12 protein-coding genes and 1 pseudogene are annotated in these 17,125 nt (G+C 72.9%); 8 read left to right on the forward strand and 5 right to left on the reverse strand.

Annotation, left to right across the window (positions count from 1 at the left end; genetic code table 11):
- Positions 1-60: 60 nt before the first annotated feature.
- On the reverse strand, positions 61-2,175 hold the full coding sequence (locus LO772_RS22935) for a prolyl oligopeptidase family serine peptidase (protein ID WP_231773911.1): 2,115 nt from the start codon (positions 2,173-2,175) through the stop codon (positions 61-63).
- A 145-nt stretch (positions 2,176-2,320) separates the two neighbouring features.
- Between LO772_RS22935 and LO772_RS22940 the strand changes: the two are divergent.
- Both LO772_RS22940 and malQ read left to right on the forward strand, forming a co-directional pair.
- Positions 2,321-2,824: pseudogene (locus tag LO772_RS22940) on the forward strand (HNH endonuclease); the annotation flags it as partial.
- Between the two features lie 302 nt (positions 2,825-3,126).
- On the forward strand, positions 3,127-5,370 hold the full coding sequence (gene malQ / locus LO772_RS22945; protein ID WP_231773912.1) for a 4-alpha-glucanotransferase: 2,244 nt from the start codon (positions 3,127-3,129) through the stop codon (positions 5,368-5,370).
- Positions 5,371-5,553: 183 nt separating this feature from the next.
- On the opposite strand, the gene LO772_RS22950 is transcribed toward malQ, so the two are convergent.
- The 3 genes from LO772_RS22950 to pepN (LO772_RS22960) all read right to left on the reverse strand — a co-directional run bounded on the left by LO772_RS22950 (position 5,554) and on the right by pepN (LO772_RS22960) (position 11,078).
- Positions 5,554-5,784: a hypothetical protein gene (locus tag LO772_RS22950; protein WP_231773913.1), complete on the reverse strand. Its 231-nt coding sequence runs from the start codon at positions 5,782-5,784 to the stop codon at positions 5,554-5,556.
- A gap of 98 nt (positions 5,785-5,882) precedes the next feature.
- Positions 5,883-8,441 carry an aminopeptidase N gene (gene pepN / locus LO772_RS22955; protein ID WP_231773914.1) on the reverse strand — a complete coding sequence of 853 codons (2,559 nt, stop codon included), beginning with the start codon at positions 8,439-8,441 and terminating at the stop codon, positions 5,883-5,885.
- Positions 8,442-8,501: 60 nt separating this feature from the next.
- Positions 8,502-11,078 (reverse strand): aminopeptidase N, encoded by a 2,577-nt coding sequence (gene pepN, locus LO772_RS22960; protein WP_231773915.1) that lies wholly within the window; start codon positions 11,076-11,078, stop codon positions 8,502-8,504.
- A 243-nt stretch (positions 11,079-11,321) separates the two neighbouring features.
- On the opposite strand from pepN (LO772_RS22960), the gene LO772_RS22965 reads away from it, so the two are divergent.
- Both LO772_RS22965 and LO772_RS22970 read left to right on the forward strand, forming a co-directional pair.
- Positions 11,322-11,954, forward strand: a complete 633-nt coding sequence (locus LO772_RS22965; RefSeq protein WP_231773916.1) for a DsbA family oxidoreductase — start codon at positions 11,322-11,324, stop codon at positions 11,952-11,954.
- 261 nt (positions 11,955-12,215) lie between these two features.
- Positions 12,216-12,932 (forward strand): hypothetical protein, encoded by a 717-nt coding sequence (locus LO772_RS22970; protein ID WP_231773917.1) that lies wholly within the window; start codon positions 12,216-12,218, stop codon positions 12,930-12,932.
- 152 nt (positions 12,933-13,084) lie between these two features.
- On the opposite strand, the gene LO772_RS22975 is transcribed toward LO772_RS22970, so the two are convergent.
- Positions 13,085-13,714: a superoxide dismutase gene (locus tag LO772_RS22975; RefSeq protein WP_231779682.1), complete on the reverse strand. Its 630-nt coding sequence runs from the start codon at positions 13,712-13,714 to the stop codon at positions 13,085-13,087.
- A gap of 327 nt (positions 13,715-14,041) precedes the next feature.
- Between LO772_RS22975 and LO772_RS22980 the strand changes: the two genes are divergently transcribed.
- The 4 genes from LO772_RS22980 to LO772_RS22995 all read left to right on the forward strand — a co-directional run bounded on the left by LO772_RS22980 (position 14,042) and on the right by LO772_RS22995 (position 16,973).
- On the forward strand, positions 14,042-14,635 hold the full coding sequence (locus LO772_RS22980; RefSeq protein ID WP_231773918.1) for a biotin transporter BioY: 594 nt from the start codon (positions 14,042-14,044) through the stop codon (positions 14,633-14,635).
- Positions 14,636-14,813: 178 nt separating this feature from the next.
- Complete coding sequence (locus LO772_RS22985; RefSeq protein WP_231773919.1) at positions 14,814-15,416, forward strand: hypothetical protein; 603 nt, start codon at positions 14,814-14,816, stop codon at positions 15,414-15,416.
- Positions 15,417-15,466: 50 nt separating this feature from the next.
- Entirely contained in the window at positions 15,467-15,940 is a 474-nt protein-coding gene (locus LO772_RS22990; RefSeq protein ID WP_231773920.1) for a ribose-5-phosphate isomerase, read from the forward strand.
- A gap of 157 nt (positions 15,941-16,097) precedes the next feature.
- Positions 16,098-16,973 carry an Fpg/Nei family DNA glycosylase gene (locus LO772_RS22995; protein ID WP_231773921.1) on the forward strand — a complete coding sequence of 292 codons (876 nt, stop codon included), beginning with the start codon at positions 16,098-16,100 and terminating at the stop codon, positions 16,971-16,973.
- Positions 16,974-17,125: the final 152 nt, after the last annotated feature.

Raw genomic sequence — 17,125 nt, forward strand, 5'->3', positions numbered from 1 at the left:
GCACGCGGGAACCCGCCCGCCCGGGGCCGGACGGCGCGGGCCCGCCTCCGGCCGCGCGCCTCACGCCCCCGCCGTCAGCCCCGTCCACCGCGCGAGGAACGACAGGGTGTCGGCCGACAGGTCGACGGACCGGCTCACCGAGCGCTCCGCGTGGCCCACGTCCGACTCCGCGCGCAGCAGCACCGGGCGGTCGCCCGCCTGCGCCTCCTGGAGCGCGGCGCACATCTTGCGCGCGTGCAGCGGGTCGACCCGGGAGTCCCCGTCGAAGACCGTGAACAGCACCGCCGGGTACTCGACGCCCGGCTGCACGTGGTGGTACGGCGAGTAGCCCAGCAGCCAGCCCAGCTCCTCGGGCACCTCGACGGTCCCGTACTCGTCGGTCCACAGGCGCCCGAGGCCGAAGCGCTCGTACCGGACCATGTCGAGCAGCGGCGCCGAGCAGACCACCGCGGCGTACAGCTCGGGGCGCTGCGTCAGCGCCGCGCCCACCAGCAGCCCGCCGTTGGACCCGCCGCTGATCCCGAGGCCGCCGGGAGCCGTCCAGCCGCGCGCGACCAGGTGCTCCGCCGCCGCGTGGAAGTCGTCGAAGACGTTCTGCTTGTGCTCGCGCATGCCCGCCCGGTGCCAGGCCTCGCCCTCCTCGCTGCCGCCGCGCAGGCACGCGATCGCGTAGACGCCGCCCGCCTCGACCCAGGTGAGCACGCCCGGCGCGTAACCGGGGGCCATGGGGATCGCGAAACCGCCGTAGCCGTACAGCACGGTCGGCCGCGGGACGTCGGGTTCCGGGGTCGGGGCGATGACGAACACGCGGACGGTCGTGCCGTCCTTCGACGCGAACTCCTCCAGCCGCACGTGCACGTCGGGTAGCGCGACCGCCCCCGGCGCCGCGGCCCACACGGACACCTCGCCGGTCCGCGCGTCGAAGCGGTGGACCGCCGACGGCGTGCGGTGGTCGGACCAGCCGAACCACGCCTCGTGGCCGCCCTCGGGCCGCTCCAGCAGCACTCCGATCGAGCCCGGGGCGGCGGTCGCGCCGCCGCCCGGCGTCACCCGCCCGGTGCGCGCGCCGGTCCGCAGGTCGTGCCGGGTCAGCTCGCCGACCGCGTGCCGCGTCCACGCCGCCAGCAGCACCGGCGCGTCGCCGAGGCCGGGGCCGTCGAGGATCGCGTAGTCCTCCAGGACGGCCTCGGGGTCGGACGGGACGAGCGTGGTCCACGCGTCCGGGCCGAGGTCGTCCGCGCCCGGGTCGGCGACGCACAGCCGGCCGCGCGGGGCGTCCAGGTCGGTGAGGATGTACAGCCGCCCGTCGCGGCCCGGCAGCACCCGGCTCCGCGCGTCGACGCCCGTCTGGACCGGCCGGAACACCGGGGCCTCGGGGCCCGACACGGTCAGATCGGCCAGCCACACGTCGTTGCGCGGTGCCGTGCCCTCGGACGCGCCGACCACCAGATAGCGGCCGTCGGCGGAGACCGTCACCTGGAAGAACGCGGTCTTGTCCTGATCCGCGCCGAAGACCTCGACGTCGTCGGCGTCCGGGTCGGTGCCGAGCCGGTGGAGGTAGACCCGGCGGTGGTACTGGCGTTCGTCCTCCGGCACGTGCTCGGGGGCCAGGTTGCGCTGCACATACAGCGCGTGTCCGCCCGGCAGCCAGGCGAGCGGCGACTCGCGCGTCCGGCTCACCGGCCCGTCGACGACACGCCCGGTCGCCACGTCGAGGACGAACAGTTCCGACTCCTCCGTCCCGCCGCGCGAGACGCGGTAGGCCAGCAGGTCGCCCTCCAGGGACGGCCGCCAGTCGTCGAGCGTCGTCGTGCCCGACGGATCCAGGGCCATCGGATCGATCAGCACGCGCTCGGTCCCGTCCGGATCGACGGTCAGGAGCACGGCGTGCTCCTGGTCCGGCAGCCTGCGCCGGAGGAAGTGGCGGTCGCCGCGCCACACCGGAGGGCCGACCGTTCCGGTCGCCGTCAGGCCCGCGATCCGGTCGCGGAATGCGGCGCGCGCCCGCTGCCCTCGGGCCGATGTGGCGAAAATCTCGGCCTGTGCCGCGGACCACGCCCGGGTCGCCTCGGAATCCGCGTCCTCAAGCGGGCGGAAAGGGTCGGGAACCTCGTGTCCGCCAAGCACTTCGACGGTGTCGGACCGGGGGGCGGCGGGATAGTCCGGGCGCGTCATGACGGGATCCTAAACCCGCCGCCGACCGCCCACTCCGAGGTGAACCGGGAGATTCCTTGTAGCGCGAGGGGTAGGTGGACGGCGACACTGGGAGCCGATCGTCCCGGCACGAGCCACGTGCCGCAGGCGTAAAAGGAGGCATTACGTGCCGCATTCATTGGTCCTCAACGCGTCGTACGAACCCTTGTGCGTGGTTTCCGTACGACGGGCGCTCATTCTCGTGCTCAACAACAAGGCCACCTGCCTGGAGGAATCCGGCAGCATTCTGCACAGCGCCACCACCGAAATCCCCGTTCCGAGTGTTATCCGACTGACCCGGTTTGTCCGAATTCCCTTTCGAGGCCAGGTGCCGCTCACCCGCCGCGCGCTCTTCGCGCGCGACGGGGGTCGTTGCGTGTACTGCGGGGGCGCCGCGACCAGCGTCGACCACGTCATCCCGCGCAGCAGGGGCGGGCAGCACACCTGGGAGAACGTCGTCTCGGCCTGCCGCCGCTGCAACCACGTCAAAAGCGACCGCTACATCGCGGAGCTGGGGTGGCGGATGCACCGCAAGCCCGCCCAGCCCAGCGGTCTGGCCTGGCGCATCATCGGCACGGGCTTCCGGGATCCGCGTTGGGACCCGTACCTCGCGCCCTACGGTGCCGAGGAGTACGGCGTCGGCCGTGCCGACCATCACCACCAGCACCAACATCAGCCTCAGCACCAACGTCAGCACCAGCATTTCGACCATAGCGCCGCCCCAAAAGGGCATTTCGAAAAGTTCCCCGCATACGACCAAGCCGCAAGCGCATGACGGCGGCGGACCCTGCCGGACGAGGCAGTCGGTCCGCCGCCGTCGCCGTCTGATCCGGGGCGCTGCCCGCCCACGCCACTCGTGCGCGGGAGCGCCCCATCGGGCGACGTGCGCCGCAAACGGTCACAAACCGCGTACCCAGCTGCCATGCTCGCGGGATGGAGCGTACGACCACCGAGTACCAGGCCCCGCCCGCCGCCGAGCCGGTCACCGGTGATCTGGCCCGCCTCGCCGGCGCGTACGGCGTCGCGACGGAGCACCACGGCTGGCGTGGCGACGTCGTCCACGCGGAGGAGGCGACCGTGCGCGCGGTGCTGGCCGCGCTCGGCGTTCCCGCCGACACCCCCGAAGACGTGCGGAGTTCGCTCGCCGCGCATGAACGCGCGCGGCTTCAGAGGCTCCTGCCGCCGGTGGTCGTGACCCGCGTCGGCCGCTCGGAGACGTTCCCGGTGCACACCCCGCCCGGGGCACTGGTCGAACTGTGGGTCGAACAGGAGGACGGCGGCGTACGCCGCGACATCGCCGAACGAGGCCGCCACCCGGCCCCCGTCACCGGCGGAGTCGGTGGCCGCCCGGACAACGCAACCGCCCCCGCCGTCCAGGAGCGCGCGTACGCCCTGCCCGCCGACCTCCCGATCGGCTGGCACACCCTGCACGCCCGGGTGCTCGCCACCCCCGACACGCCGCGCGGATCCGGCGGCGAACCCGGCACCCTCCTCCGGGAGCGGCACGTGACCGCGCCGCTCGCCGTCACCCCCGCCCGCCTCGCACCTCCCTCCGGGCGCTCGTGGGGATTCATGGTGCAGCTCTACTCCCTTCTCTCCCGCCGCTCGTGGGGCATGGGCGACCTCGGCGACCTGGCCGACCTGGCCGGATGGTCGGCCCGCCGCCACGGGGCCGGCTTCGTACTGGTCAACCCGCTGCACGCGGCGTCACCGGTGACGCCCGTCGAGCCGTCGCCGTACCTGCCGGTCAGCCGCCGCTTCACCGACCCGATGTACGTCCGGGTCGAGGCCATCCCCGAGTACGCGTACCTCACCCCGATCGAGTACGCGGTCGCCGAGGAGCTGCGCCTGCGGACCACCGACGAGGCGACCGACCCGGCCGACCGGCTGGACCGCGACCGGGTCCGCGGCGCCAAGCGCGAGGCCCTCGCGCTCGTCCACAAGGTTCCGCGCAGCCCCGGTCGTGAGGCCGCGTACCGGGACTTCCTCGCCGCCGAAGGCCGTTGGCTCGACGACCACGCCACCTGGTGCGCGCTCGTCGAGGAGCACGGCCCGGACTGGCACGCCTGGCCCGAGGAACTGCGCGACCCCGACTCGCCGGCGGTCCACCGCGTCCGGCAGCGCCTCGCCCCGAGCATCGACTTCCACCGCTGGTGCCAGTGGGTGGCCGACGAGCAACTGGCCGACGCCCAGCGGACCGCCCGCGCCGCGGGGATGGCCGTCGGCGTCGTCCACGACCTCGCCGTCGGGGTGCACCCGGACGGCTCGGACGCGTGGATCCTCGGCGCGGGGCGCGGTGGCGGCGTCCTCGCCCTCGGCGCGACGGGCGGCGCGCCCCCCGACGCGATGAGCGCCTTCGGACAGGACTGGAGCCAGCCGCCGTGGCACCCGGTGCGGCTCGCGGAGGCGGGGTACGCGCCGTACCGCGAACTTCTCCGCAGCGTCTTCCGCAACGCGGGCGCGGTGCGGGTCGACCACATCCTGGGCCTGTTCCGGTTCTGGTGGATCCCGCGCGGCAACCGGCCCGACCGCGGCGCGTACGTGCGCTACGACCACGAGGCGATGGTCGGCATCCTGGCGCTGGAGGCCCACCGCGCGGGCGCGGCGGTCGTCGGCGAGGATCTCGGCACGGTCGAGCCCTGGGTCCGCGACTACCTCGCGGAACGCGGCATCCTGGGCACCTCGGTGCTGTGGTTCGAGCAGTCCGATAAGGGCCCGACCGCCCCGGAGGAATGGCGGGAGCTGTCGCTCGCCACCCTCACCACGCACGACCTCGCCCCCACCGCCTCCCGGCTGGCCGGCGAGGACGTGGAGCTGCGCGCCGCGCTGGGGCTGCTGACGGGCAGCCCGGACGACGCGAGGGCCGAGGCGGACGCGGACCGGGACGCCTGGCTCGACCTCCTGCGGGCCCGGGGCCTGCTGCGGCCGGGCGCGGGGGAGCGGGAAACGGTCGAGGCCCTGCACCGGCTGCTGGTCCGGGCGCCGTGCCGCATGCTCGGTGTCTGGCTGCCGGACGCCGTCGGCGACCGCCGCCCGCAGAATCTCCCGGGCACGTCACGGGAGTATCCGAACTGGCTTCTGCCGGTGGCGGATCCGGCCGGGCGGCGGGTGTTGCTCGAAGACCTCGCGGTGAACCCCCGGGCGGCGTCGCTCGCGAGGGTGCTGCGGGGGCTGTAGGGGCTGCGGGCCCGCATACGGCCTGCCGGGGGCCGCGGGAAGGGCTCCGGTTCGCCGCGCGGTCGCGTCTCGCGCCCGCGGCGGCCCCGCGCTCTCGATGTGCGCGGTCCGGCGCCGAAGCCGACCGGTCACCCGGTCACGGCGCACCGCGCGCCGGACACCTCGCGGTGTCCGGACGTGCCGTCAGTTCTTGCCCTTGCGCATGATGTCCGGCAGCGACACCAGGAAAGCGATCACCGCGAAGATCAGGATCGGCAGCCCGACGAAGTAGCCCAGCGTCTCGCCGATGCTGAGACCCGAACCGGGGTCGTCGCCGTCGTCGCGCGTCAGGGCGAAGGCCGGCGACGAGATGAGCGTCATGAGCGTCACGCCGGCCGCGACCGCTCCGGCACGCAGTGCATTCCTGTTGACCACGCGCCTACCGTACCCGGCCGTCCGCCGTCCCGGCGCACCGGGGCGGCGGCGAGCCCGGGCGGGCGCGCGGCACGGCCGCGGGCCCGCCCGGGCCGAGGTCACGCCGAGGCGCTGTCCTTCCGCTGTGCCCGCAGGGCGCGGGCGACGCCGTCGCGGCTCTCGACGACGAGGCGCCGCAGCGCGGGCGGCGGAGCCGCGTCGGCCAGCCACGCGTCCGTGCGGTCGAGCGTGTCCTGCGAGACCTGGATCGACGGGTACAGCCCCAGCACGATCTGCTGGGCGATCTCGTTGGTGCGGTTCTCCCACACCTCGGTGATCGCCGCGAAGTAGCGGTCGGTGAAGCCCGCGAGGAGTTCGCGCTGGTCGGTCTGGACGAACCCGCCGATGACAGACGCCTGGGTGGCGTTGGGCAGGGCGTCCGACTCGACGACCGACGCCCACGCCTCGTCCTTCGCCTCCCGTGTCGGCCGGGCCGCGAGGCAGGCCGCCGCGTGGCGGGCGCCCGCGGCGGTGTCGTCGCGGGCGCGCTCCGCGTCGATCTCGGGGCGGTCCGCGGCGCCGACCGCGACCAGTCGGCGCAGCAGCGTCCACCGCAGGTCGGTGTCGACCGCGAGGCCGTCGATCGTCTCGGTGCCCGCCAGCAGGCCCTTCAGCAGGGCGATCTGGTCGTCGGTGACGGCGACGCCGGCCAGGCAGCGGGCCCACGCGAGCTGGTGGTCGCTGCCGGGGGCCGCGGCACGCAGGTGTCCGAGTGCCGCCTCGGCGAGCCGTGCGAGACCCGTCGGCCGCCACGCCGGGTCGGCGTACAGCTCCAGGGCGCTGGTCAGCTGCCGGTGCAGGGAGCCGACGATGTTGATGTCCTTCTCCTCGCCGATGCCGGACAGCACGAGGGTCAGGTAGTCGCGGGCGGCCATCTCGGCGTCGCGGGTCATGTCCCATGCGGCGGCCCAGCACAGCGCGCGCGGCAGCGGCTCGACGAACTCGCCGATGGCCTCGGTGACGACGGCCAGCGAGTGCGGGTCGAGCCGGATCTTGCAGTACGTGAGGTCGTCGTCGTTGAGGAGCACGACGTCCGGCCGGGCGCGTCCGACGAGTTCGGCGACCTCGGTGCGCGGCCCCGAGACGTCCAGTTCGACGCGGTGCGAGCGGGCGAGGCCCTGCGGCGTGCGATGGTAGAAGCCGATCGCCATGCGGTGCGTGCGGATCGTCGGCCAGGCCTCGGGCGCCTCCTGGAGCACCGCGAACGAGGTGATCGTGCCGTCGGCGTCCACCGTGATCTCGGGGCGCACGGTGTTGATGCCGGCGGTCCGCAGCCATTCGTCGGACCACGCGGACAGGTCGCGGCCGGAGGTCTCCTCCAGTGCGGTCAGCAGGTCGGCGAGGGTCGTGTTGCCCCACGCGTGGCGCTTGAAGTACGTGCGGACGCCCGCCATGAAGTGGTCCGCACCGACGTACGCGACCAACTGCTTGAGCACCGACGCGCCCTTGGCGTACGTGATGCCGTCGAAGTTGACCTCGACGTCCTCCAGGTCGCGGATGTCGGCGAAGATCGGGTGCGTGGAGGGGAGCTGGTCCTGCCGGTAGGCCCACGTCTTCATGCGGTTGCCGAACGTCGCCCACGCGTGCTTCCACCGCGTGACCTCGGCCTGGCACAGGATCGAGGCGTACGTGGCGAACGACTCGTTCAGCCACAGGTCGTCCCACCACTGCATGGTGACCAGGTCGCCGAACCACATGTGGGCCAGCTCGTGGAGGATCGTCTCCGCGCGGACCTCGTACGACGCGTCGGTCACCTTGGACCGGAAGACGTAGTCCTCCAGGATCGTGACGCACCCGGCGTTCTCCATCGCGCCGGCGTTGTACTCCGGCACGAAGAGCTGGTCGTACTTCGCGAACGGGTAGGGGAAGTCGAATTGTTCGAGGAAGTAGTCGAATCCCTGCCTGGTGACCGCGAAGATGTGGTCGGCGTCCAGGTACTCGGCGAGGGACCGGCGGCAGAACACGCCCAGCGGCACCTCGGTGCCGTCGGCGGCGGTGTAGGTGTCGCGGACCGCGTGGTAGTGCCCCGCGACCAGCGCGGTGATGTACGTCGAGATCCTGGGCGTGGGCGCGAAGCGCCACAGTGACGCCCCGTCATGCCCGGGTGCCGGCACGGGAGTCGGCGTGGGCGCGTTGCCGATCACCTCCCAATCGGCGGGTGCCGTGATGGTGAAGGTGAACGTGCCCTTGAGATCCGGCTGTTCGAAGTTCGCGAACACCCGGCGCGCGTCGGCGACCTCGAACTGCGTGTAGAGGTACGTCGACCCGTCCACCGGGTCGACGAACCGGTGCAGCCCCTCGCCGGTGTTCATGTACGCGCACGCCGCAACCACGCGCAGTTCGTTCTCCGCGGCCAGGTCGTCCAACCGGATCCTGCTGTCCGCGTACGCCTTCGCGGGGTCGAGCGCGACGCCGTTGAGCGTGATCGCGGTGACCGACGGGGCGATGAGGTCGATGAACGTCGACGCGCCGGGCTCCGCGCAGGAGAACCGCACGGTCGTCTCGGACGCGAACGTCGGCCCGGTCGAGGTGAGATCGAGGGCGATGTCGTAGCCGTCGACGGTGAGGATCCGGGCCCGCTCGCGGGCCTCGTCACGAGTGAGGTTGGTACCGGGCACGCCGGTCGTCTCCTTTGCGGTCGGTTGTCATGGCGGAAGGACGGAACGGCCGCTCGGCGGTCAGGCGCCGGCCCGCGCGTCCCGTTCCCGTGCGCGGAGCGCCCGCGCGGCGTCGTCCCGGCGTTCCAGGACCAGGCGGCGCAGCGCGGGGGCGTGGCCGTCGTCGGCGAGCCATGCGTCGGTACGCCGCAGCAGTTCGGGCGTGTTGTCCCACATCGGGTAGAGCCCGACGACGATCCGCCGGGCGATCTCGATGGACCGCTCGTGCCACACGCGGTCGAGCGCCGCGAAGTAGGGCTCGGTGTACGGCGACAGCCCCGTGGGGTCCATCGTGCGCGTGAAGCCCCGGATGACCGCGTCGACCATCGCGTTGGGCAGATGGTCCGACTCCACGACCGACCGCCACGCCTCGGCCTTGTTGCCGGGGTTGTCGGCGGTGTCGGGAGCGCCGGAGGCGCGCACGGCCGCGCGGCAGGCCGCCGCGTGCTGGCGTCCGGCGGCGGTGTCGTCGTGGGCGAGCGTCGCGTCGATGTCGGTGGCGTCCGCGGCCCCGCGTACGGCCAGGGTCTCGGTCATGAGCCAGATCAGCTCCTTGTCCACCGTGAGGCCGTCGACGGTCTCCTCGCCGGACACGAGGCGGCGCAGCAGCCGCAGGTCGGCGTCGGACACCGCGGCGCGGCCGAGGCAGCGGGCCCACGCGAGCTGGTGGTCGCTCCCGGGGGCGGCGGCCCGCAGTTCGCGGAGCGCGCCCGCCGCGAGCAGCGCGCGGCCTTCGTCCCGCCACGCCGGGTCGGCGTAGTCGTCGAGCGCGGACTCGGCCTGCTCCAGCACCATCTGCACCACCGCGACGCGCGACTCGCGGGCCGCGTGCCGCAGCACGAGCCGCACCCATTCCCGCGCGGGCAGCTCCGCGTCGCGCGTCAGGTTCCACATCGCGGACCAGACCAGGGCACGCGCGAGCGGGTCCCGGAGGTCGGCGAGCCGTGCCGAGACCGTCGCGGCCGACACGTCGTCGAAACCGATCTTGCAGTACGTCAGGTCGTCGTCGTTGACCAGGACGAGCGCGGGGCGCGGGCGCCCGACCAGGTCGGGGACCTCGGTGCGCCCGCCGGAGATGTCCGCCTCGACGCGAAGCGTGCGCACCAGGGCGCCGGTGCCGTCGTCGTCATAGCAGCCGATCGCGATGCGGTGCGGGCGGTGCGGCTCGCCTTCCTGGCGTACGGCGAACGCGGTGACCGTCCCCGACGCGTCGGCCGTGATCTCCGGCACGAGCCGGTTCATCCCGGTGGTCTCCAGCCAGGCCTTCGACCAGGCCGACAGGTCGCGACCGCTCTCCGCCTCCAGTGCCGACAGCAGGTCCCGCAGGCCGGTGTTGCCGTAGGCGTGCTGGGCGAAGTAGCGGCGCGACCCGGCGTAGAACGCGTCCTTGCCGACGTAGGCGACCAGTTGCTTGAGCACGGACGCGCCCTTGGCGTACGTGATGCCGTCGAAGTTCAGCATCGCGTCCTCGAGGTCGCGGATGTCGGCCACGATCGGGTGGGTGGTGGGGAGTTGGTCCTGGCGGTAGGCCCAGGCCTTGCGCCGGACGGCGAACGATACCCACGAGTCGGCGTATTCGGTGGCCTCGGCGACCGCGGCGGTGCCCATGTAGTCCGCGAACGACTCCTTGAGCCACAGGTCGTCCCACCACGTCATGGTGACGAGGTCGCCGAACCACATGTGGGCCATCTCGTGCAGCAGGGTGTTGGCGCGGCCCTCGTAGGACGCCTCGGTGACCTTGGAGCGGAAGACGTACTCGTCGCGGAAGGTCACGCACCCCGGGTTCTCCATCGCGCCGATGTTGTACTCGGGCACGAAGACCTGGTCGTACTTCCCGAACGGATACGGCAGCGCGAAGCGGTCGGCGCGGTGGTAGAACGCGAAGCCCGCCTTCGTCTGCGCGAACAGCCGTTCCGCGTCCAGGTGTTCGGCGAGCGAGCGGCGGCAGAGCAGGGCGAGCGGGATGGTCGCGCCGTCGTCCTCGTGGACGTCGCGCACGACGTGGTACGCACCGGCCGCGATCGCGGTGATGTACGTCGAGATCCTCCGCGTCGGCTCGAACCGCCACCGGGCGACCCCCGGGCCGACCGGCTCGCGCGTCGCCTCGGCGGCGTTGGCCACCACCGTCCACTCCTCGGGGGCGATCACCGAGAACGTGAACGACGCCTTCAGGTCCGGTTGTTCGAAGTTCGCGTAGAGCCGCCGGGCGTCGGCCGGCTCGAAGTGGGTGTACGTGTAGACGTTGCCGTCCGCGGGGTCCTCGAAGCGGTGCAGCCCCTGGCCGGTGTGGCTGTAGGCGCAGTCGGCGACGACGCGGAGCACGTTCTCCGCCGCGAGGCCGTCGAGTGCGATCCTGGTCCCGTCGTACACCTCGGCCGCGTCGAGCACGCGGTCGTTGAGGCGGACCTCGCGCACCTCGGGGGCGAGCAGGTCGGCGAACGTCGCGGCGCCCGGCTCGCCGCACGAGAACCGGATCACGGTCTCGGACCGGAAGGTCCGCGGGCCGGAGGTCAGGTCGAGCGCGACGTCGTAGCTGTCGACGGTGATGAGCCGGGCGCGCTCCCGGGCCTCGTCGCGCGTCAGATTCCTACCGGGCACGGGTCACGCTCCCTCGTCGTCCTGGCCGTCGTGGCGCCGGCGCCGTTGTCGACCCGACGCGTCGGAGCGGCGGCCACGCGGCCCGGTGCCGCTCGGCGTCCGCGTCGGAACCGCCCCGACGGTTCGCTGCCTGATCCTTTCACGCCGGACCGGGCCGAGGCGGTCGTTGCGGAATGGGGACGGGCCGGGAGGCGTTGCAGGCTCCCGGAGGCGACAAACGCTGTTCGGAAGGATTTGGGATTCGTGACGACTGCCGAGCGTGACCGAGCCGTACGTGACCAAGCGGATTTCTGGTTCGACCCCCTGTGCCCGTGGGCCTGGATGACTTCGCGGTGGATGCTCGAGGTCGAGAAGGTGCGGCCCGTCGACGTCACCTGGCACGTCATGAGCCTCGCGGTGCTCAACGAGCACCGGGACGACCTCCCCGACCAGTACAAGGACCTGCTCGCGCGCGCGTGGGGGCCGGTGCGGGTGTGCATAGCCGCCGAGGAGAAGTACGGCAACGAGGTGCTGCTGCCGCTGTACACCGCGCTGGGGACGCGCCGCCACCCCGGCGGTCGCGACATCGACCGCGCCACCCTCGAAGAGGCGCTGGAGGAGGCGGGCCTGCCGCGTGAGCTGGCGGACGCCGCCGACTCCACCGAGTACGACGACGCCCTGCGCGCGTCGCACAAGCAGGGCATCACCCTCGTGGGTGAAGACGTCGGTACCCCCGTCATCGCGGTGAACGGCGTCGCGTTCTTCGGCCCGGTCGTGACACCGGCGCCCAAGGGCGAGGCGGCCGGGAAGCTGTGGGACGGGTGTGTGCTGGTGGCGAGCACTCCGGGCTTCTTCGAGCTGAAGCGCACGCGCACCGAAGGCCCCGTCTTCGACTGAGCGCGCGCCCCGGGAACAGGGGACGAGCCGCACCGGGCCGCAGGCGTTTTCGCCTGCGGCCTTTCGGCGTTCCGTGCCATCCTCGTGGCGCGGCGACACCGCGTCCCGTGCCTCCGGCGCGGCACACCGCCGCCCGCCGCTCCCCGCCCCACGCCTCCGCCGTCGCCGCGACCGTGTCGGTCGGCCGGTGCGGCGGCCGGACGCGCGACACCGGGTCCCGCGCTTCTGACGGAATGTGACATAAGCCAATAAAATGGATGAATGACCGCGCCCGAACGTTCGAGACCCCTGGTGCGCACGGCCCGTCGCGGCCGTCCCGACCCGCGAACCCCGAACGGCAACGCGCCGTTCGGCTCGCGCCGCCCGGGAGTGCGCGACCGGGTGTTCTCCGCGGCCCTGCGCCCGACCGCCGCCGTTTGGTGGCTGGTCGGCCTGCGCCACAGCGCCGCGACCGCGCGCCACTACTACGGACGCAGCGGCACCAGGCTCGTGGTCGACCCCGAAGGCCCGTTGGCCACCGCGCCGTTCCGCAAGGTCGCCGACCGGCACCTGGAGGAGTGGCGCGACCTCGCCGTCGCACGCTGGCGGCGCAGCCGCGGCGCGGAACGCGAGTTCGACACCACCACGAACTGGCACGGCGTGCGCATCGGCAAAGGCGACGACCTCGACTGGTGGCTCGCCCTGCGCGGACTCCAGTACCGCATCACCGGCCGCCTCGACATCGATCCGGGGGAGCACACCGCCCAGGAGGACGCCCGCGTGCGCGTCGTCTACGAGGTCGAGATCTACAAGGACTGGGGTTTCGACAAGGGCGAGGACGAATACGGCCTCTCCTTCACCCCGTTGGCCCGCCTCCACGAGGCCGGCCTGGCCCGCGAGTACGCCGTCGTCGGCCGCAGCCGCCCCCTGGTCTGGACCGCCCCGACCGAGAAGGGCACCCACGGGACGACGGGCACGCCTGCCGCGGCGCGGAGCTGACGCCTCGTTAGGGTGGGGAGGCAGCGCGAAGACCCCGCGCGATTGGCCCGCGCGGGGTCTTCTTCGGCCTGACGCGATCCGACGCGGGAAGACGATCGGTTCGAAAGGCCCCCGGAGGTCACGTCCCTCCGGGATTCCGCACGCGCTCCCGGTCAGACGAGAGCGCCCGCCGCCTTCGCCCTGCCGAAGCGGGCGGCGACGTCCTGCCAGTTGACGATCCGCCACATCGCGTCGACGAAATCGGGCTTGACGTTCTTGTACTGCAGGTAGAACGCGTGCTCCCACGCGTCGAAGACCAGCAGCGGCACCGACCCCTGGCCGATGTTGCCCTGGTGGTCGTAGACCTGCTCGACGATCAGGCGCTGCCCGAGGGGCTCCCACGCGAGCACGCCCCAGCCGGAACCCTGCGTCGTGGCCGTGGCCTTCGTGAGCTGGCTCTTGAACTTGGCGAAGCCGCCGAGGTGTTCGTCGATCGCCTCGCGCAGCTCGCCCTCGGCGCCGTCCGCGCCCGGCTCGCCGCCGCCGTCGCCGGACATGTTCGTCCAGTAGATCGAGTGCAGCACGTGCCCGGCCAGGTGGAACGCGAGTGTGCGCTCCAGACCGACGATGCCGCCGAGCTGGTCCTTGTCACGGGCCTCGGCCAGCTGGTCGAGCGTGTCGTTCGCGCCCTTGACGTACGCGGCGTGGTGCTTGTCGTGGTGCAGCTCGATGATCTGGCCGCTGATGACGGGTTCCAACGCCGCGTAGTCGTACGGCAACTCGGGCAGGGTGTAGGTCATCAGTTCCTCCGAGAAGGTTGCACTTGCAAGCTACTTGCAATTAGCGATCGTACGCAACAAACCGGGAACGCCCGCGCCGGGGGTGAACGGACGGCGTGGCGCCGCCAAGCGGCCCGCGAGCGCCCGGTCGGCCGAGGGGACGGGACGACCGGGGCCGCCCCCCGTGGCCGCGCCCGATCCGTCGGCGGTGGAGTCGCCCGCCGTGAGCCGAATCGGGCGCAAGCGACAACGATTCGGCGCGCACCTTGTCGGACACCGGCATAAACGGTCGTTAACGTCCTTGGATACGTTCACCGAGTCCCGCAACTGATCCCGAAGTGTGGAGTCCTCGTGAGCACAGTCCTGCCCGGCGCCCCGCTGCCCGTCCTCGCCGACCTCGTCCCCGCCCGCGCCTTCCGCGGCGCCCGCGCGCGCGATGCCGCGCTCGTCGTCGGGGCCGCCGGATTCGTCGGTCTCGCGGCGCAGCTCTCCGTCCCCGTCCCCGGCTCGCCCGTGCCCGTGACCGGCCAGACGTTCGCGGTCCTGCTCGCCGGCACCGCCCTGGGCGCGTGGCGCGGGCTCGCCGCGATGGCGCTCTACCTCGCGGCGGGGGCCGCCGGAACGCCGTGGTTCGCGGAGGGCTCCTCCGGGACCGGCATGCCGACCTTCGGCTACCTCATCGGGTTCCTCGCCGCCGCGGCCCTCGCCGGTGCCCTCGCGCGGCGCGGGGCCGACCGGAGTCCGCTGCGCACCGCGGCGGTCATGGTGCTCGGCAACGCCGTCATCTACGCCGCCGGGCTCGCCTACCTCGCCCACGACCTCGGCATCGGCCTTTCGCGGGCGTATGAAATCGGAATGCGCGACTACCTGTTCGGCGACGCCCTCAAGATTGCCCTCGCCATGGGCCTGCTGCCCGCCGCGTGGAAGCTCGCCGACCGCCGCTGACCCCATTCGCCGACGGGTTTCCGGCGTCCGCCGTCCGCGTGCCGGAAAGCCGATACCTACCCGGCGCCAACCGCTCTCAACCCGGGGGTTCCTCCGCCGCGGCGGAAGCACCCCCGGGTTTTCCCCGGGCGCCGGAAACCCCTTCCTGCGCCGGGAGTTCCCGCTTTAGCATCCGCGCATGAACACAGGGAACCCGAGGCGTGTGGTGGGGGCCGGAACTGTCGCGGCCCTGGTCCTGGTCATCGCGTTCGGCAATCAGTGGCTGTGGGAGGAAATCCTCAAGAAGCGCAAACCCGGCGACAACTCGGGCTGGCACATTCTCCAATGGCTCGGCACCCCGCACTGGGTCGTCGACACGAGCGGTTTCTATGAGGATCTGCCGGACAAAAATGTCACGGGTTACCTCGTGGGCGTATTCGTGCTGCTCGTCGTGGTCGCCCTCGTCATCGCCGCGTCGACCCGCCGCGCGTACGCGAACGCCTTCATCTCCGGCTGGTTCTCGCTGGTCGCCGGCGGCGCCGCCTACAACCTCGTCGCCTACCTGATCATCGGGGGTCCCGACGCCTCGACCTACTCGGACGGCCGTTCGCTCGCCGGCGCACTCGCCGTGCTGGGCGTCGGTGCGGGCTACGGCTTCCTCGCGGGGTGGGCGGTGGGGGGCGTCTGCGCGCTCGCCGCGTCGACCGCCCAGGGATCCGGGCAGTTCGGCGGGCAGTTCTCGTACTCCCCGCCGCCCCCGCCCCCGGCCGGCCCTCCGCCGGGAGGCGGCTACCGCTACTGACCGGACCCCGCGATGTGAGTTCCCCGCGGTGTCCTGACAGACTGCCCCCCATGCGTGTTTACCTCGGCTCCGACCACGCCGGCTACGACCTCAAGCAGCACCTCATCGCGTGGCTGAACGCCAACGGCCACGAGGCCGTCGACTGCGGCCCGGCCGTCCAGGCGGAGGCGTACGACTACCCCGTCTTCTGCCTGCGCGCGGGCGAGGCCGTCGCCAAGGACCCGGGCTCGCTCGGCATCGTCCTGGGCGGCTCCGGCAACGGCGAGCAGATCGCCGCGAACAAGGTCAAGGGCATCCGCGCCGCCCTGGTGTGGCGCGACGACATCGCCGCCCTCGCGCGCGAGCACAACAACGCGAACGTCATCAGCATCGGCGCCCGCATGCACACCCCCGACGAGGCCGCGAAGTTCGTGGAGATCTTCCTCGCCACCCCGTTCTCCGAGGCCCCGCGCCACATCAAGCGCATCGACCAGATGAGCGTGTACGAGACCACCGGCGACCTCCCCCCGCTGCCGGAGGCCTGACCCGGCGGTCGGGCGCGCGCACCGGCGACCCCCTCCGGGCCACAGGCCCGGGCGGGGCCCCGGCGGTGTCGGTGGGGCCGGTTACGTTGGCCGACAGGAAACGCGCGCGACACACCCGCGCCCAGTCCGCCGACCGCCCGATTCCCAGGGGGAGTACGTGCCCGAGGGCCACACGATCCACCGCCTCGCCGAGGAGCACACGCGGCGCTTCGCCGGCCGTCCCGTCGCGTTGAGCAGCCCGCAAGGGCGCTTCTCGGCCGCCGCCGAGCTGCTCGACGGGTCCGAGCTGACCGCCGCGGGGGCGCACGGCAAGCACCTCTTCCTGGAGTTCCCCGGAGAGCGCTGGATCCACGTCCACCTGGGCATCGCCGGCATCTTCCGGTTCGCCGACTTCGCCCCCGGGGAGCGGGAGCCCGGCCCGGTCGTCGGCGTCGTACGGCTCCGGATGGTCGGCGAGAGCGGCTGGGCGGACCTGCGCGGCCCGCACACGTGCGAACTCATCACGCGCGCCCAGAAAGACCGCGTACACGCCCGCCTGGGCCCGGACCCGCTGCGTCCGGACGCCGACCCCGACGACGCGTGGCGCACGATCTCGCGCAGCGGCAAGTCGATCGCCGAACTGCTCATGGACCAGAAGGTGCTGGCGGGCGTCGGCAACGTCTACCGCGCCGAGGTGCTGTTCCGCGCGGGCCTCGACCCGCACCGCGAGGGCCGCCGTGTCGCGCGCGAGACGTGGGACGCCATCTGGGCCGACCTCGTCGCACTGATGGCCGAGGGCGTGCGCCTGAACCGCATCGACACGGTCCGCCTCGAGCACACCCCCGAGGCCATGGGCCGCCCGCCGCGCCAGGACGACCACGGCGGCGAGGTGTACGTCTACCGGCGCACCGGAATGCCCTGCCACATATGCGAAACCCCCGTCCGTATCGCGGAGTTGGCCGGCCGCAATCTCTTCTGGTGCCCGACCTGCCAGCCCCCGGCCGGCCGCCGCGGCGCCGGCGTCCGATCCGCCGGGGGAGTGGCGGCGGTCTGACCTCCGCCCGGTGCCGGCACGGGCACGCCGGAACCGGAGACCGGCGGGCCCGTCCGGCCTCCGGCGGTCCGACCGATCGCGGACGAGGGCGGCGGGGCCGCGGTCCCGGGCCCGCACCCGTCCCGGCGGCGCCCACCGCGCACGCCCCGCCC

The sequence above is a fragment of the Yinghuangia sp. ASG 101 genome (genome assembly GCF_021165735.1).
Lineage (GTDB): Bacteria > Actinomycetota > Actinomycetes > Streptomycetales > Streptomycetaceae > Yinghuangia.

Coding starts and splice junctions, on each gene's coding strand:
- LO772_RS22990 (WP_231773920.1), top strand. CDS start 15,467: ATGCGTGTTTACCTCGGCTCCGACCACGCCGGCTACGACCTCAAGCAG.
- LO772_RS22935 (WP_231773911.1), bottom strand. CDS start 2,175: ATGACGCGCCCGGACTATCCCGCCGCCCCCCGGTCCGACACCGTCGAA.
- LO772_RS22970 (WP_231773917.1), top strand. CDS start 12,216: ATGACCGCGCCCGAACGTTCGAGACCCCTGGTGCGCACGGCCCGTCGC.
- malQ (WP_231773912.1), top strand. CDS start 3,127: ATGGAGCGTACGACCACCGAGTACCAGGCCCCGCCCGCCGCCGAGCCG.
- LO772_RS22985 (WP_231773919.1), top strand. CDS start 14,814: ATGAACACAGGGAACCCGAGGCGTGTGGTGGGGGCCGGAACTGTCGCG.